The sequence below is a fragment of the Cloacibacterium sp. Arc13 genome (genome assembly GCF_041431305.1).
GTDB lineage: Bacteria > Bacteroidota > Bacteroidia > Flavobacteriales > Weeksellaceae > Cloacibacterium > Cloacibacterium caeni_B.
Genome location: NZ_JASMRM010000009.1, coordinates 89,350 through 113,218, shown reverse-complemented (window position 1 = coordinate 113,218; position 23,869 = coordinate 89,350). Strand labels below are relative to the sequence as shown.

21 protein-coding genes are annotated in these 23,869 nt (G+C 33.3%); 13 read left to right on the top strand and 8 right to left on the bottom strand.

The window, feature by feature from the left end; all coding sequences use genetic code 11:
* Nucleotides 1-193: 193 nt before the first annotated feature.
* From rpsO to QO190_RS08540, 8 genes are all read left to right on the top strand, one after another.
* On the top strand, nt 194-463 hold the full coding sequence (rpsO, locus tag QO190_RS08575) for a 30S ribosomal protein S15 (protein WP_069797122.1): 270 nt from the start codon (nt 194-196) through the stop codon (nt 461-463).
* A gap of 79 nt (nt 464-542) precedes the next feature.
* Nucleotides 543-770: a hypothetical protein gene (locus QO190_RS08570; RefSeq protein WP_371462356.1), complete on the top strand. Its 228-nt coding sequence runs from the start codon at nt 543-545 to the stop codon at nt 768-770.
* Between the two features lie 4 nt (nt 771-774).
* Complete coding sequence (locus tag QO190_RS08565) at nt 775-1,062, top strand: type II toxin-antitoxin system RelE/ParE family toxin (RefSeq protein ID WP_371462358.1); 288 nt, start codon at nt 775-777, stop codon at nt 1,060-1,062.
* A 126-nt stretch (nt 1,063-1,188) separates the two neighbouring features.
* Complete coding sequence (locus QO190_RS08560; RefSeq protein WP_371462360.1) at nt 1,189-3,375, top strand: polyribonucleotide nucleotidyltransferase; 2,187 nt, start codon at nt 1,189-1,191, stop codon at nt 3,373-3,375.
* Nucleotides 3,376-3,767: 392 nt separating this feature from the next.
* Nucleotides 3,768-5,444 (top strand): formate--tetrahydrofolate ligase, encoded by a 1,677-nt coding sequence (locus tag QO190_RS08555; protein WP_371462362.1) that lies wholly within the window; start codon nt 3,768-3,770, stop codon nt 5,442-5,444.
* Nucleotides 5,445-5,602: 158 nt separating this feature from the next.
* Nucleotides 5,603-5,728, top strand: coding sequence for a hypothetical protein (locus QO190_RS08550; RefSeq protein WP_260199801.1), 126 nt, complete (start codon nt 5,603-5,605; stop codon nt 5,726-5,728).
* A 378-nt stretch (nt 5,729-6,106) separates the two neighbouring features.
* On the top strand, nt 6,107-6,667 hold the full coding sequence (locus QO190_RS08545; protein ID WP_371462535.1) for a YceI family protein: 561 nt from the start codon (nt 6,107-6,109) through the stop codon (nt 6,665-6,667).
* 101 nt (nt 6,668-6,768) lie between these two features.
* Entirely contained in the window at nt 6,769-7,416 is a 648-nt protein-coding gene (locus QO190_RS08540; protein ID WP_371462364.1) for an alpha/beta hydrolase, read from the top strand.
* Here QO190_RS08540 and QO190_RS08535 read toward each other — a convergent pair whose 3' ends face one another.
* The 4 genes from QO190_RS08535 to QO190_RS08520 all read right to left on the bottom strand — a co-directional run bounded on the left by QO190_RS08535 (nt 7,417) and on the right by QO190_RS08520 (nt 11,782).
* The gene (locus QO190_RS08535) at nt 7,417-8,421 is read right to left on the bottom strand and encodes an MlaD family protein (protein ID WP_371462366.1); all 1,005 of its coding nucleotides are present in this window, start codon (nt 8,419-8,421) and stop codon (nt 7,417-7,419) included.
* Between the two features lie 13 nt (nt 8,422-8,434).
* Nucleotides 8,435-9,184, bottom strand: coding sequence for an ABC transporter ATP-binding protein (locus tag QO190_RS08530; protein WP_371462368.1), 750 nt, complete (start codon nt 9,182-9,184; stop codon nt 8,435-8,437).
* A 1-nt stretch (nt 9,185) separates the two neighbouring features.
* Nucleotides 9,186-9,965: an ABC transporter permease gene (locus QO190_RS08525; RefSeq protein ID WP_069797115.1), complete on the bottom strand. Its 780-nt coding sequence runs from the start codon at nt 9,963-9,965 to the stop codon at nt 9,186-9,188.
* 146 nt (nt 9,966-10,111) lie between these two features.
* On the bottom strand, nt 10,112-11,782 hold the full coding sequence (locus QO190_RS08520; RefSeq protein ID WP_371462370.1) for an ABC1 kinase family protein: 1,671 nt from the start codon (nt 11,780-11,782) through the stop codon (nt 10,112-10,114).
* A gap of 156 nt (nt 11,783-11,938) precedes the next feature.
* Between QO190_RS08520 and QO190_RS08515 the strand changes: the two genes are divergently transcribed.
* The 3 genes from QO190_RS08515 (at nt 11,939) to QO190_RS08505 (ending at nt 14,469) form a co-directional block, all read left to right on the top strand.
* Nucleotides 11,939-13,363 (top strand): L-serine ammonia-lyase, encoded by a 1,425-nt coding sequence (locus QO190_RS08515; protein WP_371462372.1) that lies wholly within the window; start codon nt 11,939-11,941, stop codon nt 13,361-13,363.
* 71 nt (nt 13,364-13,434) lie between these two features.
* Nucleotides 13,435-13,824 (top strand): hypothetical protein, encoded by a 390-nt coding sequence (locus tag QO190_RS08510; protein ID WP_274778750.1) that lies wholly within the window; start codon nt 13,435-13,437, stop codon nt 13,822-13,824.
* Nucleotides 13,825-14,469, top strand: coding sequence for a DUF1684 domain-containing protein (locus tag QO190_RS08505; RefSeq protein ID WP_371462375.1), 645 nt, complete (start codon nt 13,825-13,827; stop codon nt 14,467-14,469).
* 365 nt (nt 14,470-14,834) lie between these two features.
* On the opposite strand, the gene QO190_RS08500 is transcribed toward QO190_RS08505, so the two are convergent.
* From QO190_RS08500 to QO190_RS08485, 4 genes are all read right to left on the bottom strand, one after another.
* Nucleotides 14,835-15,908, bottom strand: coding sequence for a serine hydrolase domain-containing protein (locus QO190_RS08500; RefSeq protein WP_371462377.1), 1,074 nt, complete (start codon nt 15,906-15,908; stop codon nt 14,835-14,837).
* Nucleotides 15,909-15,981: 73 nt separating this feature from the next.
* Complete coding sequence (locus QO190_RS08495; protein ID WP_371462379.1) at nt 15,982-17,427, bottom strand: hypothetical protein; 1,446 nt, start codon at nt 17,425-17,427, stop codon at nt 15,982-15,984.
* Between the two features lie 405 nt (nt 17,428-17,832).
* Nucleotides 17,833-19,182, bottom strand: coding sequence for a tRNA (N(6)-L-threonylcarbamoyladenosine(37)-C(2))-methylthiotransferase MtaB (mtaB, locus tag QO190_RS08490; protein WP_371462381.1), 1,350 nt, complete (start codon nt 19,180-19,182; stop codon nt 17,833-17,835).
* A gap of 447 nt (nt 19,183-19,629) precedes the next feature.
* A complete protein-coding gene (locus QO190_RS08485; protein ID WP_371462383.1) occupies nt 19,630-20,208 on the bottom strand; it encodes a cysteine dioxygenase family protein in 579 nt (192 codons plus the stop codon).
* A 208-nt stretch (nt 20,209-20,416) separates the two neighbouring features.
* On the opposite strand from QO190_RS08485, the gene glgP reads away from it, so the two are divergent.
* Together glgP and QO190_RS08475 are read left to right on the top strand one after the other, a co-directional pair.
* The gene (gene glgP / locus QO190_RS08480; RefSeq protein WP_371462385.1) at nt 20,417-22,075 is read left to right on the top strand and encodes an alpha-glucan family phosphorylase; all 1,659 of its coding nucleotides are present in this window, start codon (nt 20,417-20,419) and stop codon (nt 22,073-22,075) included.
* Nucleotides 22,076-22,269: 194 nt separating this feature from the next.
* The gene (locus QO190_RS08475) at nt 22,270-23,253 is read left to right on the top strand and encodes an isoaspartyl peptidase/L-asparaginase family protein (protein WP_371462387.1); all 984 of its coding nucleotides are present in this window, start codon (nt 22,270-22,272) and stop codon (nt 23,251-23,253) included.
* Nucleotides 23,254-23,869: the final 616 nt, after the last annotated feature.

The following is a 23,869-nucleotide window of genomic DNA, read 5'->3' as shown; positions in this document are numbered from 1 at the left end:
TTTTTTTGTTGTACAACCTCAAAGATACTTTGAGTTACTTTAATTCCTTCTTATTTTTTTATTTAGGACGCTATTGAGAATTTGTTAACATTATTATGGGAATGTCTTTAGAATCTAATAATAAATTTTTCGGTTTAAAAATAAAGTTGTACTTTTGCACCTCGTTACATAATAATCATTAAATAATATTGGCATGTACTTAACATCAGAAAAAAAATCAGAAATCTTCGCTAAACACGGAGGAAACGCTGCAAACACAGGTTCTGCAGAAGGACAAATCGCTTTATTCACATTCAGAATTAACCATTTGTCTGGTCACTTAAAGAAAAACCACAAAGATTATGCTACTGAGAAATCTCTAGTTAAATTAGTAGGTAAAAGAAAAAGATTGTTAGATTATCTTAAGAAAACTGAAATTTCTCGTTATAGAGCAATTATTGCTGAACTAGGAATCAGAAAATAATCAGATACAAGAAAATTTTAGAAGCAACTCAATTTTGAGTTGCTTTTTTATTTATATTTGAATATTAAATTATAAAAAAATGGACATTCGTTTAGAAAAACTAGAGCTCATGAAATTGCTTTTACATACAGAAAGTGAATCTGTTTTAAAAAAGGTGAGAGAAGCTTTCAAAAACGAGGAACAGGGTTATATTTCTCAGGAACAATATGATATTGTGGCAGAAAGAAGAGCAGAATATTTAAGCGGAGAAGGAAAATACTTTAGTTTTGATGAGGTAAAAAAAAGAATCCAAGAGAAAACCAAATAATCTCATGAAATATAAATTAATATTCAGAGATAAAGCAGTTTTTGAAATGGAAGATGCTTATGAATATTATGAATCTAAATCTAAAGATTTAGGAAAGAAATTTCTCATTGTTCTGCAAAAATATTTTGATAAAATAGAGCAAAATCCAAAACATTTTTCATGTAGATTTAATGAAATAAGAGAAGCGTATATCGTAAAGTTTCCTTTTATAATCTTATTTGAAATTCATCATGAGGAAATAATTATTTATTCCATTTTTCATACCAGTAGAAATCCAGAAGAGAAAATGTAATATGCAATTCAATTTTGAGTTGCTTTTTTGTTATAACTTTTTTAAATTCCGTATCTTTGCCATCGAAAATTTAAAAAGTTTAAATATTAACGCAATCAATACGGATTGCACAAGACAGTAAATTTTATGAATGCTCCAGAAGCAATTATTGAAAAATTTCAATTTAAAGACGGGAGAGAAGTCTCCATTGAAACAGGAAGATTAGCAAAACAAGCTAATGGTTCTGTAGTAGTAAAATGTGGCGGAACAATGCTCCTTGCAACAGTAGTAGCCAACAAAGACGCAAATCCAGGGGTAGATTTCTTGCCTCTTACAGTAGATTACAGAGAAAAATTCTACGCGGGTGGTAAAATCCCAGGAAATTTCTTTAGAAGAGAAACTAAACCTTCTGATGATGAGGTTCTTACCATGAGATTAGTAGACAGAGTTCTTCGTCCGCTTTTCCCAGAAGATTTCCACGCAGAAGTTCAGGTAATGATTTCCCTAATTTCTTACGACAAAGAAGTAATGCCAGAAGCTTTAGCTGGTTTAGCCGCTTCAGCTGCTATTGCGATTACAGATATTCCTTTTAACGGGCCAATGTCTGAAGTAAGAGTAGTAAGAATTGATGGGCAACTTTCTATCAACCCAAGTATCGAAAATCTTAAAAAAGCAGATTTAGATATTATGGTAGGTGCTACCAAAGATTCTATCGTAATGGTAGAAGGTGAAATGAAAGAAATTTCTGAAGCAGAAATGCTAGAAGCGATTAAATACGCTCACGAAGAAATTAAAGTTCAAATCGAAGCACAAGAAAGATTAGCAGCGAGAATTCCTGCATCTCAAACCAAAAGAGAATACTGCCACGAAACGCACAACGAAGAAATTCGTGAGAAAGTTTGGGCAGAATGTTATGATAAAGTTTACAACGTAGCAAAAACTCCTTCTGCAAAAGAAGAAAGACACGAAAAATTTGCCGCAGTTTTAGAAGAATTCCTTTCTCAATATTCAGAAGAAGAAAGAGCAGACGTAGAACCATTTGCTAAAATTTACTACCACGATGTAGAAAAAGAAGCAATGAGACAAATGATTCTAAACGAAGGAATCAGATTAGACGGTAGAGATCCTAAAACGATTCGTCCGATTTGGTCAGAAATCGATTATTTACCAGGAGCTCACGGTTCTGCAATCTTTACCAGAGGTGAAACGCAATCTCTTACAGCGGTAACTTTAGGTTCAGTAAAAGATGCCAACATGGTAGATTCTGTTGCCATCAATTATGACGAAAAATTCTTCTTACATTATAATTTTCCACCATTCTCAACAGGTGAAGCAAGACCTTTAAGAGGAACTTCAAGAAGAGAAGTTGGTCACGGAAACTTAGCTCAAAGAGCTTTAGCAGGAATGATTCCTCACGAAAATCCTTATACCATCAGAGTAGTTTCAGATATTTTAGAATCTAACGGTTCTTCTTCTATGGCTACGGTTTGTGCAGGAACTCTTGCATTAATGGATGCTGGTGTACAAATTACAAAACCAGTTTCTGGTATTGCTATGGGATTAATTACTGACCCTAAATCTGGTAAATTCACTGTACTTTCTGATATTTTAGGAGACGAAGATCACTTGGGTGATATGGACTTCAAAGTAACAGGTTCTGCAGACGGAATTACCGCTTGTCAAATGGATATCAAAATCCAAGGTTTAACCATGGATATCATGGAAACCGCACTGAATCAAGCAAGAGAAGGTAGATTACATATTTTAGGAGAAATCCTTAAAACCATCGATAAACCAAGAGCAGATGTGAAACCTCACGCTCCGAAAATGGAAATTTTAGAAATTTCTAAAGATTTCATCGGTGCGGTAATTGGACCTGGTGGTAAAATTATCCAACAACTTCAAAAAGATACAGATACTGTAATCTCTATTGAAGAAATGGGCGAAATTGGTAGAATTGAAATCTCTGGAACTGACCGTGAGAAAATCAATGCTGCAATTGCTAGAATTAATGAAATTACTTTCGTGCCAGTTGTAGGTACTGTTTACAAAGGTAAAGTAGTAAAAGTAATGGATTTCGGTGCTTTCGTAGCGATTGCTAAAGGAACCGAAGGTTTACTACACATCTCAGAAATCGAATGGAAGAGATTAGATAAAGTTCCTTATGCTGAAGGAGATGAAGTAGAAGTGAAATTTATGGGTTATGATGATCGTAAGAAAATGAGACTTTCTAGAAAAGTTCTTTTACCAAGACCACCAAGACCAGAACAAAAGCCTAGAACTGAAGGAGACGCTCCAAAACCAGAAGGAGAACAACCAACAGAACAAGCATAAAAATAGAAGCTCTCGCAATTTTGCGGGAGTTTTTTTATTACGTTTCCTTCACGCTATAATATTCTAAAAGTCTATGGAGAAATTTTTTAAATCGTAGTTTTATAGCTCTCATATTTTTACTTTTTAGATGTTCAAAAATAGGGCTATTCTTTTTGTGATTCAATTACACTTTTGTGTGATTTTTTGAGGAGTTTTTAGGAAAATCTAAAAATGTTTTTCGGAGTGTATTCATAGATTGTCATTTTTATTTATATTGTATTGAAATTATTTAGTTAAATCTCTCAAAACATAAAAAATATTCTCATTTTTTGGTGGCTGATAAATCTCAAGTGTAAAATTTTCATGGTTTAGTCAAATTCTTGTATTTTTGAGAATAAACAAATTAAAATATTATGAGCTTTCCTACAGACTTAGAAATAGCGCAATCGGCAGATATTAAACATATTAGAGAAATTGCAGACAAAATCGGAATCGACCGAGAAGATTTAGAGTATTACGGGAAATACAAAGCGAAAATCCCTTTAAAATACATCAACGAAGAAAATATCAAGAAATCAAAATTGATTTTGGTTTCAGCGATTAATCCTACTCCAGCTGGAGAAGGTAAAACCACTGTTTCTGTAGGTTTATGTGACGGATTGAATAAAATCGGTAAAAAAGCCATCGCAGTTTTGCGTGAGCCAAGTTTAGGTCCAGTTTTCGGGATAAAAGGTGGAGCAGCAGGTGGTGGTTACGCACAAGTTATTCCGATGGTAGATATTAATCTGCATTTTACAGGAGATTTTTCGGCGGTAGAAAAAGCCAATAATTTACTTTCTGCACTCATTGATAATAATCTTCAAGATAAAAAAAGAAGCCTAAATATAGACCCTAGAACCATCGTTTGGAAGCGTGTAATGGATATGAACGATAGAAGTCTTCGTCATATTGTAGTAGGTTTGGGTGGTTCTAATAACGGAATTACGCGTGAAGAAGGTTTCAATATTACGCCGGCTTCAGAAGTAATGGCGATTCTTTGTCTTTCTAAAGATTTTGAGGATTTAAAAAACAGATTAGGAAATATTTTCGTAGGCTATACTTTTGATAAAAAACCAATTTACGCCAGAGATTTAAATGCTCAAGGAGCAATGGCGATTTTATTAAAAGACGCTATTCGTCCGAATTTAGTACAAACTTTAGAAGGAAATCCAGCGATTCTTCATGGTGGTCCTTTCGCGAATATTGCGCAAGGAACCAACACGATTATCGCAACTAAAATGGGACTTTCTTTAGCAGATTTTGTGGTGACAGAAGCAGGTTTCGGAGCAGATTTAGGAGCAGAAAAATTCATGCACATCAAAGGATATTATGGAAATTTAAAACCAGATGCTTATGTTTTGGTGGCTACCATCAGAGCTTTAAGATATCACGGTGGTGCTAAAAAGGGCGAATACGAAAAACCGAATCTCGCAGCAGTAGAAAAGGGAATTGAAAACCTTAAAAAACATATCGAAAACGGCTTTAAATGGCAATTAAAACCAATTGTAGCGATTAATCATTTTGCCACAGATTCAGAAGAAGAAATCAATTTTGTAAAAGCAGAATGCGAAAAATTAGGAGTGAAAGCTATTCTCGCAGATGAATTTACGATGGGTGGAGAAGGCATGAAAGCACTTGCAGAAGAAGTAGCGAGCTGTGCATTTAATTGCGGTAATAATTTTAAACCTTTATATAGTGTAGAAGATTCTGTGGAGTATAAAATCGAAACAATTGCCAAAGAAGTTTATGGTGCTGACAGCGCTGTATTTTCTCAGAAAGCTAAAAATCAATTAAAATCCATTTATGATTTAGGCTTAGATAAATTGCCGATTTGTATGGCAAAAACTCAGAAATCTTTATCGGATGATGAGAAAAAAATTGGAAGGCCAATTGGTTTCAAAGTGACTGTTCGTGAATTTGAATTTGCAGCAGGAGCAGGATTCATTATTCCAATTTTAGGAGATATGATGAGAATGCCTGGTTTGCCAAGTATTCCAGCAGCAGAAGGAATGAACATAGACAAAGATGGTGTCATTACTGGATTAAGTTAATCTTTAGACCATATAACAAAAAAACCGACTTTTTATAAAGTCGGTTTTTTTGTGAAATTCTGTAACTTTTTATGGAAATTCTATAAAATATTTTCAATGGATTTATAGAATCTTTGTAACAACAAAAAACACCAATCACAAAATATAAAAACAAAATTATGAAAAATGTAAGATCAAAAATATTCACAGCCATTTTAGCTTATGTAGCTCCGATTGCGATTAATTATTTGATGAATAGATTTCTGAACAAGAAATCTAAACCGCAAGTAAAATCTACGCTATAACACTATAGTTTCAACATAAATCAGTTTTCTCAATTATTTAATTTTTTAGCTCTCGAGATGTTATTTTGACTTTCGGGAGCTTTTTAGTGATAAAACTCAGATGTTTATTATTTGAATATTTCAGATAAAAACTGTAACTTTATGAAATGAAAGATAATAACTTATAAAATGTAGACGGCTTTCTTTAAAGCCTCAATTTTATAACTATTTTCATAATTTTTAAGTTTTTATGTTAGACTTCGCTTGAGCCATTCAAGCGAAGTTTTTTTATTGATAGAAGAAATTAAATATAGAAATTGAAATTTCTTAACATACATCAATGACTTCGTATCAGAAATAAGACTACTTTTGTCTCATTAAAAAAATAAAAAGATTATGATTAAAAAAATTGCATTATCATTAGTACTAGTATCTGGACTGGCTTTTGGACAAGCTAAAAAAGTAGTTTCTTCTGACGTTCACTGGTGGGGTTATAAGATCGCTAAAACTGAAGCTTCTTCTCACGATGGAACGGTAAACGTGAAAAACGGAACTGTAGTTTTAAAGAAAAACGCTCTTGTTGGTGGTACTTTTGTATTAGATATGACTTCTATTAACGCTACAGATTTACAAGGTGAATATCAACAAAAATTAAATGGTCACCTTAAAAATGGCGATTTCTTCGAAGTTGATAAATATCCTACTGCTACTTTCAAAATCACTTCTGTGAAAAAAGGAGCTAATGGTAAAAGCATCGTTACAGGAAATCTTACTGCTAAAGGAAAAACAAATGCAGTTTCTTTCCCTGCTAAAATTTCTGTGAAAAATGGTGTAATAACTTTAGAATCTGATAAATTTACTATCGACAGACAAAAATGGGACATAGCTTATAAATCTACTATGCAAGATGTAGTAGTAAAAGACGATATAGATTTGGTTGTTAAACTAACAGCGAAATAGTTTTTTTCAATTGTGTTTTTAGAGAATCCTAAAGAAAATTTCTTTAGGATTTTTTGTTTTTAATCTGTAAATTTATACAGAATTACTAAGCTAATAATCGTATGAAATTATATGTCATCAGTGGATTGGGAGCAGATGGAAGTATTTTTGAATACATTCAATTTCCTAAAAAGTTTACCGAAATTATCTACATCGATTGGTTAATTCCTAATTACAACGAAAGTTTTGAAAACTATGTCAATAGAATGGCCGAAAAAGTAGATGTAAGCGAAAAATTCTGTTTACTGGGTTATTCTTTTGGAGGAATTATGGTGCAAGAAATTCACAAACTGAAACCTGCCGAAAAAGTAGTGATTCTGGGAAGTATAAAGTCTGATAAAGAAATGTCTATCACCTTTCATTTGGCAAAAAGTTCTAGAATTTTTGCGAAACTTCCCGAAAGTTATTTCTCCGAAAAAACCATAAAATCTTATGCCTTTTTCAGAAAATTATTTGATCCCAATAATCCAAAACTTTGGCAATATTTCAAAGTGCAAAATCCTACTTATCTGAAATGGAGTATCAATAAAATCTTAGAATGGAAACATGAAGAGGATAAAAACGTTATCCAGATTTTAGCAGATAAGGACATTGTTTTTCCAGTAAAAAATTCTAAGCCCAATTATGTCATAAAAGGCGGAACTCACCTTTTTCCAGTAACTAAAGCCAAGGAAGTTTCTAAAATTTTAGAAGAAGTTTTCAGCGAGTGATTATTTTTGGTTTTTCTGAGCTTTTTGTTTTTCCTTTTCCAATTTTTTAAAATAACCTCTGAAGAAAATATTATGCTTCAGCGCTTCCAGATTTTGGTTCAGTAAAACACTAGCCTGGTTCAGATTATTCATTGTAGAATCTATGTTTTTAACCAAATTGGCATCGTTAGAAAGGTAATTGATGGCGCCTTTTCCGTTTTTAGCATTGCTGATGGTTTCGTTCAGATTTTCTACAGTTTTATTGATATTTTGAGAAGATTCATCTAAGTGAGTTAGCGCTCTTCGCATTTTATTGGCTACAGCAGAATCTTTAAGCACCGCAACGATGTTTTCTTTATCATTAATTCCTGCAAGAATTTTATTTACTTCATTGATGGTTCTCGTGGTTTCGTAGCTGGTTTTCTTAATGTTGGCAATGCTGTTTTTAAGGTCAGAAATTCCATATTTCACATCTTGACTTAGTGTTTTGTCATTCAGCAGCATACTTAGCGTTCCTGTTCCGTTATTTATTTTTTTAGAAACTTCTAGAATGTTAGCCGTAATTTGTTCAGCATTGTTATTGGTTTTGTTAAGGGTTTTGAGCAAATCCTCTGTTGTGAGTCTTTCTTCGGCTTTTAGAATGTCTCCAGATTTTGCAAGCGCAGCATTTTCTGAACTCGGTGTGATGTTGACAATCATATTTCCTACCAAACCATCAGAAGCAATACTGGCAATTGCATTTTTTTTGATGAATTTCATCGCACTTTTGTCGATATTCATTTCTACATTAATGAGCGTATCGTTTATGATTTCTATTTTCTTAACATAGCCCACATTAATTCCAGAAAAACGGACATTATTCCCTTCTTGTAATCCATTTACATTTTCGAAATGTGCTTTTAAGGTTTCGGTTTTACCAAAAAATTGCTGTCTGTTTCCAATAAAATAAACAGCCATAATAAAAATGATGGTTCCGAGGATAACAAATATTCCGAGTCTTAATTTTTGAGCAACTGATTTTTCCATGTTTTTAAAAAACTTATTTAAAAAATGCTTTTACTTTTGGGTCTTGTGAAGTGGAAAGTTCGGCAAATGTTCCTTCTGCATAATTTTTTCCGTCAATCAGTAAAATCATTCTATTAGCAATAACTCTAGCACAGTCTACATCATGGGTAATGATGATAGACGAGGTTTTATATTTTTCTTGCACCGATTTCATGAGCAAGATAATTTCTTTAGAAGTAATCGGGTCTAAACCAGTGGTTGGTTCATCATAAATGATGATTTTTGGTTTTAGGATAAGCGTTCTGGCAAGAGCAACTCTTCTTTTCATGCCGCCAGAAAGTTCATTCGGCATTAAATCAATTACATTTTTGAGTCCCACATTTTGCAGCGCTTCTTCTACCAAAGGCAAAGTGTCTTTTACATTTCCAAACTTTGAAATATGTCTTCTGAGCGGAAACTCTAGATTTTCTCTCACTGTCATAGAATCATAAAGCGCACTTCCTTGAAATAAAAATCCAATGTCTGCTCTTATTTCATCTAAAGCTTTTAGAGAAAGATGCTCTAATTTTTGGCTCATAATTTCTATCGTTCCGCTATCTGGAATTTCTAAACCAATCAAACATTTTATCATCACCGATTTTCCAGAACCAGATTTTCCCATTATCACTAGATTTTCTCCTTGATAAAGATTCAAGTTAAATCCGTCCAAAACTACATTGTCTCCATATTTTTTATAGAGATTTTCAATTTTGATTATCGGTTCATGTGCAACATTAGGATTCATCTTATTCTATAAAAATATTGGTAATCAAGACAGCGATAAAATCGATAACAAACAATAACATGGAGGAGTAAACCACCGCAGAATTGGCGGCAATTCCTACACCTCGTGTTCCTGATTTACATTGGTATCCTTTGAAACAACCTACCATTCCTATGGCAAAACCAAAGAAAAAAGTCTTGATGGTTGCAGGAAGCAAATCACTAAATTCTATATTGTCAAAAACTTGATTAAAATATTGTAAAAAAGAAACATCACCTTTCAGATTTTCTACCAAATAAGACCCGAAAATTGCGATGAAATCACTGTAAAAAACCAAAATCGGTAACATAGCAGTCGTCGCAAGAATTCTAGTCACTACCAAATATTTAAAAGGATTGGTTCCCGAAACTTCCATAGCGTCTATTTGTTCGGTTACGCGCATAGAACCTATTTCTGCACCTATTCCAGAGCCTATTTTTCCTGCACAAATCAGCCCAGTAATAATCGGCCCGATTTCTCTAATAATGGAAATACTCACCATGGAAGGCATCCAAGAAACAGCACCAAATTCCATTAAAGTAGGACGGGTTTGTAAAGTGAAAACCAAACCGATGATAAATCCCGTAACAGAAACTAGAAAAAGTGAGCGGTTACCAATGCTGTAACATTGTTTCAGAAATTCTTGAAATTCATAAGGTTTTTTATAAAATTCTTTTAAAAATCTTATGCTGAAATAGCTCATTTCGCCTATCTCTACGATGAAGTTTTTTAAAGATTGTACTATTTGATAAAAAACTTTCATAATAAACATTTAATCTTCTATCAAATTTACTGAAATTTCTTGATTTATCCTTAAAATTCCTGTTAATTATTTGATAACAAAAAAAACCGCGGTCATTTTTTATGACAGCGGAAAACTTTTTATTTTGCGACTTGTTTTTTTGGTGATTATTTTTTCCTTTTAAAATCTTCGTCTTTTATGACCATTTTATAAGCGAGCCATAATCCGAAAACCGATGCAATGATGAAGAAAAACATCGCTATAGAAATTCCAAAAATTTGAAAATTAGGAACCCTCATCAATAGAGACGAACCAATGATTAATGCAGCAATAATAAGTGCGATGGAAATTCTATTGGCTACTTTTTGGAAGGCATCTGTAAATCGTTCTTCGTCTAAAGCATCTATTTTGAGCTGAAACTGATTCTGAGCTAAATTTTCGGTGATTTTATTAAGTCTTTCCGGAAGATTTTCGGCTAATTTTTTGGTTTCTATCAATTGAGCAAAGAAATTTTCTGGTTTGGCTTCGTGAGCCATTTTTTTGACCATCATTTTCTCCAAAATCCGCTTCATACTTTCAGCCAAATCATATTGAGGAGCGAGAACCGCTACAATTTGGTCTAAATTCAATAAAATTTTCCCAAGAATGTTCAGTTCTACCGCAATTCTGATTCCTTTTTCTGCGGCAATTTTATTCATTCTGATGAGCATTTTCCCCGTTTGCATTTCTGCGGCATTTCTATTCTGAGAATCCAGCACAATTCGGTTGATTTCTTTTTTGAAACCAATAATATCTGCGTTTTTTTCATCTTGACTGATTTCTAAAAGCACTTTAGAAACTTCTTCGCCATTGTATTTGCTAATAGCGATGAGCAATTTCAAGATTTGTTCCTGCAAATTCGGACTGAATTTCGCCACCATTCCTAAATCCATTAAGGCAATTTTTCGGTCTTTGGTCAAATGTACATTTCCAGGATGCGGATCTGCATGTGCAAAACCATCAAAAATAATTTGTTGAAGATAAGCTTCTACCAATTCATCAATAAGTACCGAAAAATCGGTTTCTGTTTTTTGAATTCCATGTACAGAAGTAATTTTTTGACCTTCCACGAAATCCATCGTCAGAATTTTAGAAGTAGAGTAGTCTAAAACAGGTTGAGGAATCACAATATGCTCAAATTTTTCTAAATTTTTACCCAAAGCAATCAGATTTTGAGCTTCTCTGTTGTAATCCAATTCGTGAATGAGAATGTGTCTCATCTCGTCTAGAACATCGTCTATTCCGTATTTTTTGGCGGTTTTAGAATGTTTTACAGCAAGATCTGACAATTCTTTCAGGGTGTCTAAATCTTCAATGAAGTTTTTACGAATTCCCGGTCTTTGAATTTTCACCGCTACTTCTTTTCCAGAGCGCAAAACTGCTTTGTGAACCTGCCCAATACTTGCAGACGCTAAAGGTTGGGTTTCAAAACTCAAAAAAGCTTTGGAGATTTTCGTTCCTAATTCTTCTTCCACTATTTTTTGAATTTCAGAATATGGAATTTCCTCTACATCATCTTGTAGAGAAGCCAATGCCAATAAATAAGGTTCTGGCAATAAATCTGGTCTTGTAGAAAGGGTTTGCCCGATTTTTACATAAGTCGTCCCCATATTTTTGAGGTCTTCTACCAATTCTTCTGGAGAAGTGTAGCGATTAGATTCTTCAGAAAGTTCTTGATCTTCTGCCAATTCATCAAGCGCTTTGTCTGAAGCAGCCGATAAAATATCGCTGTTTCTATATTTGAGTACCAAAGAAATGAATTTCTGGTATTTTTTTAGATTTTCGGGAATGATATTCATAGGAAATGAGTTGTTTTTTCAAGAGCAAATTAATTGAGAATAAGTGTCTTATCTGTTACAAAATTTGGAGGTGTATTTTCAAAATTTTAAGGATGAATAATTTTTTATGGTTTGCCTAATAATTTTATCTTTGTAAAAATCATTTATCAATTAAATATGGAGAGTATTTCGGTTTTTGAAATCATAAAAGTAGGAATTGGGCCGTCTTCGTCTCATACGATGGGACCTTGGAATGCAGCGGAAATGTTTCTGAGCGAAATCAGAAGAAATCACCAGATTTCAGAGGTGACAGAAGTGTATGTAGAGTTTTTTGGCTCGCTTGCCAAAACAGGAATCGGTCACGGAACAGATATTGCCGGAATGCTAGGATTAAGCGGAGAAAATTTTAAAAAAATAGATACCGATAAAATAGATGCTAAAATAGCCGAAATCAAAAATTCTGGAAAATTGATTTTAGGAGCTGAAAAAGAAATTCCTTTTATTTATGGAAAACATTTGGTGCTGAATATGAAGGAGTCTTTAGATTTTCACCCAAATGGAATGATTTTCAAAGCGGTTTTTAACAACGGCGAAATTTTAGAAAAAGACTACTATTCTGTTGGTGGCGGTTTTGTGGCGACTCAAGAAGATAATTCTATTGAAAGTCACTGTATCATAACACCTTATCCTTGTCATAAAGGGGAAGATATTTCCAAATATTGTGAAAAATTAGGCGTTGCAAGACTTTCTGACTTGGTGTACATCAATGAAGAAGCTTGGAGAACCAAAGAAGAAACGAGAAGTGAAGCGCTTTACATTTGGCAACAAATTAAAGAATGCATTTACAAAGGCGTTAATAAAGGAGGGGTTTTACCGGGTGGACTTAATGTAACGAGAAGAGCTGCAGATTTTAATCGAAAATTATTAGGCGAAGATGATGTTATTTACAAAAACATAAACGAATGGTTTGCTGCGGTAAAAAATTCTCCTAAAGATTTCAATCAAATTACCCGTTGGATTTCGTGTTTTGCATTGGCTGTAAACGAAGAAAATGCCAGTTTTGGTAGAATTATTACAGCACCTACGAATGGAGCGAGTGGTGTAATTCCTGCGGTTTTGATGTATTCTCAAACGTTTACAGAATTCAATACAGAGGAAGATATCATCAGATTTATTTTAGTGGCGGGAGAAATCGGTACGCTTTTCAAGAAAAATGCAACCATTTCTGCAGCAATGGGAGGTTGCCAAGCAGAAATTGGCGTTTCTTCGGCGATGGCTGCAGCTGCGTTAACAGAAATTTCGGGCGGAACTCCAGCTCAAGTAATGATGGCGGCAGAAATTGCGATGGAACATCACCTTGGTCTCACTTGCGACCCAATTGGTGGATTGGTGCAGATTCCATGTATTGAGAGAAATTCTATGGGCGCCATGAAAGCGATTACCGCTTGTCATATCGCTCTAGAAAGTGATCCTTCTAAAGCCAGAGTTTCTCTGGATGATGTGATTAAATCCATGTGGGAAACCGCTCTTGACATGAATTCGAAGTACAAAGAAACTTCTGAAGGTGGTTTAGCAGTTGCCGTGAACGTGGCAGAATGTTAATGAAATTTTGAGGAAGATAACCTCTATTTATTTTCTAAAAATTCTTAACTTGTGGCGTTGAATTTTTATCAATGGCTACCATTATCAAACCCAATATTGCTCCGGAATTGCTATCACAACTCGACACGAAATTCGAGGAAGAGAAGCAAGTCATTGTGCATTGTGGTTTTCAGAATAATTATTTGATTGGAAATCTCGTAAGAATTTGGCGTACCACGTTTTTGGTGGATAAATTTACGGGACATAGAAGCCAACTTTTATTCTGGGAAAATATCTCTATGTTTCCTTATTGGACGGAAGTTCCACCTGTGAAAGAATATTGGTTTACCCTTATTTTTTCTGGATTGCCTAAGGATTGCAAAATCTTTGATTTTGTAGAAGAAATTCCACAAGAAGGAGGTTTTCTGGTCACCGATATTGATAGAAATGAAAGCGATGTTTATACGATAAAATTAATTTAAATGAAGAAGATTTACCTACTTTTACTCTTAATTTCAAGTTTTGCCTTTGGTCAAGGTCTTAAAAATAAAACCGATAAAAAACAATTTCCTGCAGAAATTCTAGAAATCGAAACCTTTCAAAAAGAACTCAATCGAGAATACAAAACAGAGGAAGAAACACCTTTGCGTGGTTCTAATTTCAAGAAATTCAAATCTCATCCGTTTTTTCCTATTGATTTAACCTATCGTGTAAAAGCGAAATTGGTAAAAACTGAAAACGCAGTTCCTTTTGAAATTCCAACTTCGTCTGGAAGAACCAAAAAATACAGAGAATTCGGGAAAGCCTATTTCACGCTGAATGGAGTAGAACAAGTATTGACGGTTTATCAAAGTTTAGCTTTGTTAGATGACCCAGAATATCAGGATTATTTATTTTTGCCTTTCAAAGATGAAACCAACGGAAAAGATACGTATGGTGGCGGAAGATATTTGGATTTAAGAATTCCTCAAAATGATGAATTGATTATTGATTTCAATAAAGCGTATCATCCGTTATGTGCTTATAACGCTACCGATTACAGTTGCCCAATTGTTCCTCAGAATAACTGGTTGCAATTACCAATCGAAGCAGGTGTGAAATACCAAGATATTTGGTTTGAGCATTAGATTCTAGATGTGAGATACTAGATACAAGACATGAGATGTGAGCATTTCAAAAGGTTGCATAAACTAAAAATTCAAAATTTACTTTCTTTGAATAGAGGAAAATAAATTTTGAATTTTTTTATCAAATATTTTGAGTGAAGTAATTTTGCAAAAATCGTCAATGCTTAATGTTTTTATAACGCAAAGATTCTGAATAATAAAAAATAAAAATTTGAGGGAGCAAAGCTAAAATTCGCAAGCGAATTGAAAAAGCGAAAGCTTAAAGACGAATTTATTCGTCAACTTTGCTCGCTTAAAGCATGAAAAATTTGATAAAAATCTTTGCGCTCATTGCGAAAAACCTTTGCGACTTTGCGTGAAAAAATCTATCTAACCACCGCATTAATTTTATCCCAAAGTGCAGCATCAAAACCAGACAATGCGAAATTAGGATTCTGTGGATCCGAAGCATCGCCCATTCTGATAACCACCATATTTTTACTCGGAATTACATAAATTCTTTGATCTTCGGCGCCCATCGCTGCATACATATCTGCAGGAGCATTAGGAACTAAAGCAGTGGGATAAACCGTTTGCGAACCCGGAACCATATATTTGGATTTTCCATTGAGCCACCAAAGATAACCGTAAGAAGGATTGATATTTTGAGAAGTAGAAGTGGCTTCGTTCAGATAAGTTTCATTGATGATTTGTTCGTTTTTCCATTTTCCTTTGTTCAGGAAAAGCAGTCCAAATCTCGCCATACTTCTGGTATTGCTATGATAAATGGTGAAAATAGTCCCGAAATTCCAGAAACCATCCATCCCGATTTTATTTTTCAGTTTAGCATTAAAATAATTCTCAAAAGTTTGGTTGCTAGAAGCGGCCACTACATCTATTAATTTCTGAAAAACATTGCTGTAAGACCATCTTGTTCCTGCGTCTGCTAAATACGTAAGATTGGGTTTTATCACGAGGTTGCTCTCATCGTTAAGACCAGAAGTCATCGTGAGTAAATTTCTATTGGTGATGAGGTTTTCTTTTTCCAGAGTTTCGCTCGTCCAGCCGTTTCCTAAATATTGAGAAACTTTATTGTTGATGTTAAGTAAACCTTCTTGTTGTGCAATTCCTGTGGTGGTAGAAACCAGCGTTTTTCCGGCGCTGTTCCATGGCCAAGTTGCGGTAGCAGAATGCCCGTTGAAATATTCTTCCATTACAATTCTACCGTTTACGAGAATCATAAAAGATTTAGAATGTTTTTCTGCCAAGAAATCTTTGAGCGGTTGCACTGCGCTTTGGTTCCAACCGAGACTGGCGATAGATTTGGTTTCCCAATTGTTGTCTGTATTATTTGGGAAATACATGGTTTCTGTGGGAGTTGGTGTTGGTTCATCATCACTACTGCTGCAACCAAAAAACGGGAGTAACACTAAAAGAGGTAGAAATTTCAAAATTTTCATAAGCTGGTTTTAGCTCTTTGATGGGATTTTTTGGGGAAGGTTAAAAATTTAAAATTTATTTTAAATATAAGATTTATATAATTCTAAATAAATGGTTTGAAATTGATAATTTCAAGTTGTATTCTATTACAGATGGATAATGAATAATATGTCCCTTGTATCCAACGTATTTCAATAATAAGCTATTTACCATAAAACGTAAATGAGCAATGATAATTAGAAGTTCTTGTTCTTTAGATTCCAATTCTTCTTCGTTAAAGGGTGATGTTCCGTGAAGAAATTTATTTCTATGATTAAGTATTTCTAATTCTTTTTCGTTTAATTTTATTTTATAATAATCAAAAGGATAAGAAAGCTTTTTTGAATTTGTTGGTCTATTTAATTCATTTATTTTAGAAATTAGAATTTGCATTCCTTCTGGAGTTACTACATTATTATAATTTAAAAGAGTTTCTTTTAATTCAGCTCTAATTTTTTGTGACAACTTTTTGTCTGAAATAGGATTCATTCTTTCTTTATTTTCCTCATAAACTAAATTAGTTATTGTTTCTAGGGCAATAGATAAGATTCCAGCTTCGGTAAGTTTTTGTTTAACAGAATAAGATTCAATAATTAATTGACAACTTCTAGAAAAAACATTATTATTCTTTATTTTAGAGCATAAATTAGAGAAAAAATCTAATGAAAGAGGATTTGAAAATTCTTTATATTTTTCAACTTGTTTTATATTTTCTAAATAGTCAATGAAATGTGATGGATTTGTAATATAGTTTTTGTTAAAAATATTATTATCTTTTTTTTCGTAATATGTATTTTCAATTTTACAAAATTCTATAAGTTCAGAAGATTGAAAAAAATTTTGATTTTGCAATAAAATACCAGTTAAAAAACCAATACTTGTGGTTATTGAGTGACAGGATTTTTTAAAATTAATAAATGATTGTTTTTCTTGACCTTCTATAATAAAAAATATTTTCTTATTATTTTCATTTTTGTACTTAAAAATATGGTATTTATAATCGTCAATAATAGTTTCAACTAATCCTGAAAAATAAGTTTCATTTTCAATTTTTAATGTTTTTGTAGTAAAAATTTCAAAATCGATGTCTTTTTCAATAGGTATTATTAGTCTATGAAATTTATTATCATAATCAGATAAAAATCCTGAATGAAAATTTTTAATAGTTAAGTTAATTATTTGAGGTATATTGAAAGTGAAATTTATTTTTACTATTGATTTTTGATGAAAAGAAAAAGTTTCTCCAAGTTTAAGTAATGTTAAAGAACCCTCAGAATTAAAAATTTCCTTTTTTAAATCATCATATCCTATAATAGGATTGTCAAAAAAAAAATTACAACTAAAAAAATCACTGTTATCTTTTTTTTCTGTTAAACAGATTAGGTCAATGTTTTTTCCTTCTTTTTTTATTTTAAATGCTTTTTCTTGTTGAAAATTATTTATGCTTTTCAATGAAAGATTTATGTCTTTTTGAAAAACAAATTTTGTGTTTTCACTCATTTTTTTTATTTACTAAATTAAAAAATAAACACCACATTACATTACGGGAAACCGTAAAATGCTAAAAATCATCTAAATATTTCTAAACACCCCGTCATTCCGATTCTCGGAATGACACCCCTCTAAAAGAGGTGAACCGCACTAAGAACATTACTTTATCATTTAACACAGCGTTTGTCATTCTGAAAGAATCTCTACATATAGTTGCGTTAAATTTAGATTGACTTTGTCGAACCACTTCGTTGGGTTTCCTACGGAAATCGAAGATTAGACGCAGTCAATGAGAAAGTGAAAGTGATATTTTTGATATATAAAACAAAAAAAATCGTCACATTACTGCAACGATTTTAGAATTTATATTTTAGAATTTTCACATCCTTTAGGATAAGAGGAAATGAAAATTTCTTACACTTTTGCCAAAAACTCCTCAAAAATAGGAGAGATAGAAACGGTTCCGTCTGGTTGAATTTTATCTAGTTTTACCATTTCTATTTGGTTGATAGAACTAGAGTCAAAAGGTTTCTGTACGCGTACATAATTTTCGGTGAAACCAAACATTTTTCCGTCTTTTTCTTCGTGTTCCCAAAGTACAGGCAAGGTTTTTCCTAATTGCGTTTGGTAAAATGCCATTTTCTTTTTCTCAGAAAGAATTCTGAGCATTTTGTTGCGCTTTTTACGTTCCGCAATCGGTACAACACCTTCCATTTCTACGGCTTCGGTATTTTCTCTTTCAGAATACGTGAAAACGTGTAAATACGTAATCGGCAGTTCGTTGATAAAGTTGTAGGTTTCTAAAAATTTCTCTTCTGTTTCTCCCGGAAATCCTACAATTACATCTACGCCAATCGCAGCATCGGGCATTACTTCTCTAATTTTAGAAACTCTGTCGCTGTACAATTTGGTGAGATATCTTCGCTTCATTTTTTTGAGCAAATCATCGCTTCCACTTTGCAACGGAATATGGAAATGTGGCACAAAACTCTTGCTTTCTGCTACCAAATCTATGGTTTCGTCTTTCAGTAAATTCGGTTCTATGGAAGAAATTCTTATTCTTTCAATTCCCTCTACTTTATTGAGTTCTTTCACCAAATCTAGGAAAGTATGTTCGTGTTTTTTATTGCCAAATTCGCCTTTTCCGTAATCGCCAATGTTTACTCCCGTCAATACAATTTCTTTGATGTCTTTTTCGGCAATTTCTTTGGCATTTTTCACTACGTTTTCTACGGTGTCACTTCTAGAAATTCCTCTAGCCAAAGGAATCGTGCAATAGGTACATTTGTAATCGCAACCGTCTTGAACTTTTAAGAAAGCTCTGGTTCTGTCGCCAATAGAATAACTTCCGATGAAAAAGTCGGTTTCTTCTATTTCGCAAGAGTGAACTTGAGCGTGCTGTTCAGATTTTTCTAAATCTTCGAGGTAACTCAGAATATTGAATTTTTCTTTGGCTCCTAAAACCAAATCAACGCCTTCAATGGCAGAAATTTCTTCGGGTTTTAGTTGGGCATAACAACCCACAATCACCACCAAACCATCAGGATTGGCTTTCATCGCACGTTTTACATGAAGTTTACATTCCTTGTCTGCATTATCAGTTACAGAACAAGTATTGATAATATAAACATTCGCAGCATCGTCAAAACTTACTTTTTGATAACCTGCACCAGTCAATTGTCTTGCAATAGTAGAGGTTTCCGCAAAGTTCAGTTTGCAACCCAGCGTATGAAAAGCAGCGGTTTTTGTAGTGAAATTTTCCATAATAAATTGGGTGCAAATTTACGGAAAAAATATTTAGAATGAACTGAACAGAGGTTGAGATGAAATTTTATTAAAATTAATTTCCCCGTCCCTAAAAGGTGTAATTTTGATAAAATTTTCAAGATATATTTCCACCCTTTAGGGTTGGGGAAAAGAAAAATTTCTTGGAAATATTTTTTTTCATTCAAAATCTTAAAATTATAAACTTTATGAATTTAGTGGCAGTCAAAGTCGAGTCAAAGTCGAGTCTAATTCGGGTTTTGTTCGGAAAAAGTACCCGTTTTCCGAAGCTGATTCGAGCTTGATTCGAACATGATTCGAACAAAAGTGGTTTTTTGGTTAAATTTTTCGATGAAATGAGGTTTTAAAACATAAAAAATCCACAAATTGTAGACTTGTGGATTTTTGGAAAGATAGTTTGAGTTTATATGGTTTTGTGTTTCGTTTTTATAGTTGATAAATTTTTTCAAAAGCTTCTTCTGGTAAATTCCAAGTGCAAGATGGTGCTTTGTCATTAAGAACCGCCCATTTCTTATGTTCTAAGTCGAAAATTCTAACTCCACTTAGGTTCAGTTGGTTGGTTTTGTAAATATGTAAACTTACCGATAGCGTAGGTTTATTGTTCACGATACTGTGAATTCCGCCCATTTCTTCGGCGAAAGAAATGCCTTCTATCGCTACACCAGCGCCTTCATATTCTATGAAATCTTTGGTTTCTTTGTAATACACTTCGGTTAATTCACCTTTTAGGACTTTTATTTTTCCCTCGTAGTTTTTGTGGTCGTGAATTGCTGTTTTATTCTCAGCGCCCCATAACATGAGAATTGCTACAGCGTTTTCATTGCTAAAAACAGGGAATCTTTTATACGTTTTGGCAGGAATATCGAGTTCGTTGATTTTGAAAACTTGGTTGTAGTCTTCGAAACGGAATTCGAATAGGTTTTCTACAACGGTATTAAAGTCTGCCGAGACATTTTTTAAGTCTTCTAAAGTTTGGGCTAGGGTTTTAGTAATTGTTCTTTCCATAATTTTTACAAGCATGATTTTCAGTTGGTAAAATTATTAAAAACTGTGTTTTATGACACCGATTTTGAGATGATTTACATCATGCAAGATTGCTGATTTTATAAAAGAATTTATGATTTTTATCAAATTTTCTATTCTTAACATACATTCCGCTTCAGTTTTCTAAAAAAATAATATCTTTGCACCTGATTTTAAAGAAACGAGAAAAATGGATTTTAAAAATTATCAGATGCCTTATAGCATCAACCCGAATTACAGCAAGAAAGTTGCGTATTTTTCGATGGAATTTGCCATTGATCAAGCATTGAAAATATACAGTGGAGGTTTAGGATTTTTGGCAGGTTCTCACATGAGAAGTGTTTATAATCTGAAGCAAGACACTGTCGGAATCGGTATTTTGTGGAAATTTGGTTATTATGACCAAGCTAGAAATCACGATCAAACGCTTAATCCAGTTTGGACTAAGAAAATGTACAGCTTCTTAGAAGATACAGGAATTAAATTCCAAATTGACATTCACGATGCACCAGTTTGGGTAAAAGTAATGTACCTGAACCCAGAAACGTTTAAAACTGCACCTATCTTTTTACTTTCTACAGATGTGCCAGAAAATGACCAGGTTTCTAAAACCATCTGCCACAGATTATACGATGCGAATGAATCTACAAAATTGGCTCAATACATCCTTCTAGGAAAAGGAGGAGCTAAACTTTTAGACGAATTAAACCTAGAAAGAGAAGTATATCACTTAAACGAACCGCACGGTTTACCAGCAGCATTCTATTTATTGAAAAAATTCGGTGGAGATTTAGAAAAAGTAAAAGAAAGATTGGTTTTCACTACGCACACTCCAGAAGAAGCAGGAAACGAAAAACACAATGTACACACTTGTCACCAAATGTCTTATTTCTCTGGCTTAAGCTTAGAAGAAGTAAAGAAAATTGAAGGACAAGATAACGACCAATTTAACCACTCATTGTGTGCTTTGAGAATGGCAAGAATTGCGAATGGAGTTTCTCAGTTACACGGTGTAGTTTCTAACGAAATGTGGGGTAAATATCCAGGTATCTGCGAAATTAAAGCCATTACCAATGCACAAGATTTCAAATATTGGGCAAATAAACCACTCTATAACGCTAGAGAAGAAAGAGAAGACGAAGAATTCGACTTTAGAAAAAAACATCTTAAAAAGAGAACTTTCAGAATTGTAGCAGACCAATGTGGTAAATTATTTGATTCTAAAGTATTCACCATGGTTTGGGCAAGAAGATTTGCAGGATACAAAAGAGCAGATTTATTGCTTCAAGATAAAGAAAGATTCAGAAAATTATTGGAAAACAAAAAATATCCAGTGCAAATTATCTTTGCAGGAAAACCTTATCCAGTAGATTTTGCAGCGATTTCTACTTTTAACAACTTGGTTGAAGAAAGTAAAAATCATAAAAACATGGCGGTTCTTACAGGTTATGAATTGTCATTAAGTAAATCTCTAAAACAAGGTTCTGATGTTTGGTTAATCAACCCAAGAGTTCTTAGAGAAGCTTCTGGTACTTCTGGTATGACGGCTTCTATGAACGCTTCTGTAAACCTTTCTACAGATGATGGTTGGATTCCAGAATTTGCAAAAAATGGTGTGAACTCTTTTGTGGTTCCAAAAGCAGATTATGCAAATATGAGCGTTTTCGATGTAGACAATTATGATATGAACCAATTGTATGACATCTTAGAAAACCAAATTTTACCAATGTACTACGAAAGACCAGATGAATGGAGACAAGTAGTGAAAAATGCAATGGATGATGTAAAAGAGCAGTTCAATTCTGATAGAATGGCTGATGAATATTACAAAATTATGTATAATAATTAATCCATATATTAATATTTTTTACGTCTGGGGCGCTTCCAAAGGAAGCGCCCCAGATTTTTTAGTACTATAATCATTTAGTATTATAAAAAATAATTTATCTTGTGACTATAAATTCAGTTTTCAAAAACTGACCTTATCAACGTATGTATTTTCATTTGTAGTTAGTATGATCACTTTATAAAAATCTAAAATAAATGGCTACCAGAAGAAAATTTTTGAAAAATGCAGGAATTTTATCTGCAACCTTGGCTTTGAATCCTTTAAAAGCAGAAGAAATTCTTCCGAAAAATAAAAAAACAAGAAAACCAGTCGTGCTTTCGACTTGGAGATTTGGCATTCAAGCCAATGAAGAAGCGTGGAAAGTTCTTTCTCAAGGAGGAAAAGCTCTGGATGCTGTAGAAAAGGGCGTGAGATTGGTAGAAGACGACCCGAATGAAAGAAGCGTAGGTTATGGAGGAAGACCAGACAGAGACGGTAGAGTTACGCTAGACGCTTGTATTATGGATGAAAAAGCGAATATTGGTTCGGTGGCATCTTTAGAACATATCAAAAATCCAATTTCTGTAGCCAGAGCCGTGATGGAAAAAACGCCTCACGTCATGTTAGTTGGCGATGGAGCCTTGCAATTTGCGGTTTCTCAAGGTTTTGAAAAAATGAATTTACTCACACCAGAATCTGAAAAAGAATGGAAAGATTGGCTCAAAACATCAGAATATAAACCTGTGGTAAATATAGAAAACCATGACACAATTGGTATGATAGCACTTGATGAACACGGAAATCTTTCTGGAGCGTGCACAACTTCTGGAATGGCGTTTAAAATGCATGGTAGAGTTGGGGATTCGCCCATAATTGGAGCGGGGCTTTTTGTAGATAATGAAGTGGGCGCTGCAACTGCAACTGGTCATGGTGAAGAAGTGATTAGAACTTGCGGTTCACATTTGGTGGTAGAGTTAATGCGACAAAGAAAATCTCCTCAACAAGCGTGTGAAGAAGCAGTGAAGAGAATTTATAAGAATTTCGTGAATCAAAACCGAAATGTGAAAGATACTCAGATTGGTTTTATTGCCATCAACAAATTTGGTGAAACAGGTGCGTTTTGTTTGCAAAAAGGGTTTAATTACGCAGTTCATACTCAAGAAAACAATGTTTTAATTGATGCCAAAAGTTTAATTTAAAATTGATTAAACGCAAAGGTTTTTTAACATCTAAAACTTTTTAAGCAAGCAAAGTTTTATTCGCAAGCGAATTGAATGAGCTTGAAAATATTTTTTTTATATTTAATATGAGAATTTAAACAGGAGCTTAATAAAATCAACTCGTTGATAAGAACTTTGCTCACTTAACATTTAAATAAACTTCATAAAACCTTACATTTAAAGTTTATTTAATTTTTTAAACGCAAAGGTTTTTTAATATCTAAAACTTTTTAAGTAAGCAAAGTTTTATTCGCAAGCGAATTGAAAGAGCTTGAAAATATTTTTTATATTTAAGATGAGAAATTAAGCAGGAGCTTAATAAAATCAACTCGTTGATAAGATCTTTGCTCACTTAACATTTAAATAAATTTCGTAAAACCTTACATTTAAAGTTTATTTAATTTTTAAACGCAAAGGTTTTTTTAAGATCTAAAACTTTTTAAGCAAGCAAAGTTTTATTCGCAAGCGAATTGAATGAGCTTGAAAATATTTTTTTTATATTTAAGATGAGAATCTATGCAGGAGCTTAATAAAATCAACTCGTTGATAAGATCTTTGCTCACTTAACATTTAAATAAATTTCGTAAAACCTTAC

Coding starts and splice junctions, on each gene's coding strand:
- rpsO (WP_069797122.1), top strand. CDS start 194: ATGTACTTAACATCAGAAAAAAAATCAGAAATCTTCGCTAAACACGGA.
- QO190_RS08570 (WP_371462356.1), top strand. CDS start 543: ATGGACATTCGTTTAGAAAAACTAGAGCTCATGAAATTGCTTTTACAT.
- QO190_RS08565 (WP_371462358.1), top strand. CDS start 775: ATGAAATATAAATTAATATTCAGAGATAAAGCAGTTTTTGAAATGGAA.
- QO190_RS08560 (WP_371462360.1), top strand. CDS start 1,189: ATGAATGCTCCAGAAGCAATTATTGAAAAATTTCAATTTAAAGACGGG.
- QO190_RS08555 (WP_371462362.1), top strand. CDS start 3,768: ATGAGCTTTCCTACAGACTTAGAAATAGCGCAATCGGCAGATATTAAA.
- QO190_RS08550 (WP_260199801.1), top strand. CDS start 5,603: ATGAAAAATGTAAGATCAAAAATATTCACAGCCATTTTAGCTTATGTA.
- QO190_RS08540 (WP_371462364.1), top strand. CDS start 6,769: ATGAAATTATATGTCATCAGTGGATTGGGAGCAGATGGAAGTATTTTT.
- QO190_RS08535 (WP_371462366.1), bottom strand. CDS start 8,421: ATGGAAAAATCAGTTGCTCAAAAATTAAGACTCGGAATATTTGTTATC.
- QO190_RS08530 (WP_371462368.1), bottom strand. CDS start 9,184: ATGAATCCTAATGTTGCACATGAACCGATAATCAAAATTGAAAATCTC.
- QO190_RS08525 (WP_069797115.1), bottom strand. CDS start 9,965: ATGAAAGTTTTTTATCAAATAGTACAATCTTTAAAAAACTTCATCGTA.
- QO190_RS08520 (WP_371462370.1), bottom strand. CDS start 11,782: ATGAATATCATTCCCGAAAATCTAAAAAAATACCAGAAATTCATTTCT.
- QO190_RS08515 (WP_371462372.1), top strand. CDS start 11,939: ATGGAGAGTATTTCGGTTTTTGAAATCATAAAAGTAGGAATTGGGCCG.
- QO190_RS08510 (WP_274778750.1), top strand. CDS start 13,435: ATGGCTACCATTATCAAACCCAATATTGCTCCGGAATTGCTATCACAA.
- QO190_RS08505 (WP_371462375.1), top strand. CDS start 13,825: ATGAAGAAGATTTACCTACTTTTACTCTTAATTTCAAGTTTTGCCTTT.
- QO190_RS08500 (WP_371462377.1), bottom strand. CDS start 15,908: ATGAAAATTTTGAAATTTCTACCTCTTTTAGTGTTACTCCCGTTTTTT.
- QO190_RS08495 (WP_371462379.1), bottom strand. CDS start 17,427: ATGAGTGAAAACACAAAATTTGTTTTTCAAAAAGACATAAATCTTTCA.
- mtaB (WP_371462381.1), bottom strand. CDS start 19,182: ATGGAAAATTTCACTACAAAAACCGCTGCTTTTCATACGCTGGGTTGC.
- QO190_RS08485 (WP_371462383.1), bottom strand. CDS start 20,208: ATGGAAAGAACAATTACTAAAACCCTAGCCCAAACTTTAGAAGACTTA.
- glgP (WP_371462385.1), top strand. CDS start 20,417: ATGGATTTTAAAAATTATCAGATGCCTTATAGCATCAACCCGAATTAC.
- QO190_RS08475 (WP_371462387.1), top strand. CDS start 22,270: ATGGCTACCAGAAGAAAATTTTTGAAAAATGCAGGAATTTTATCTGCA.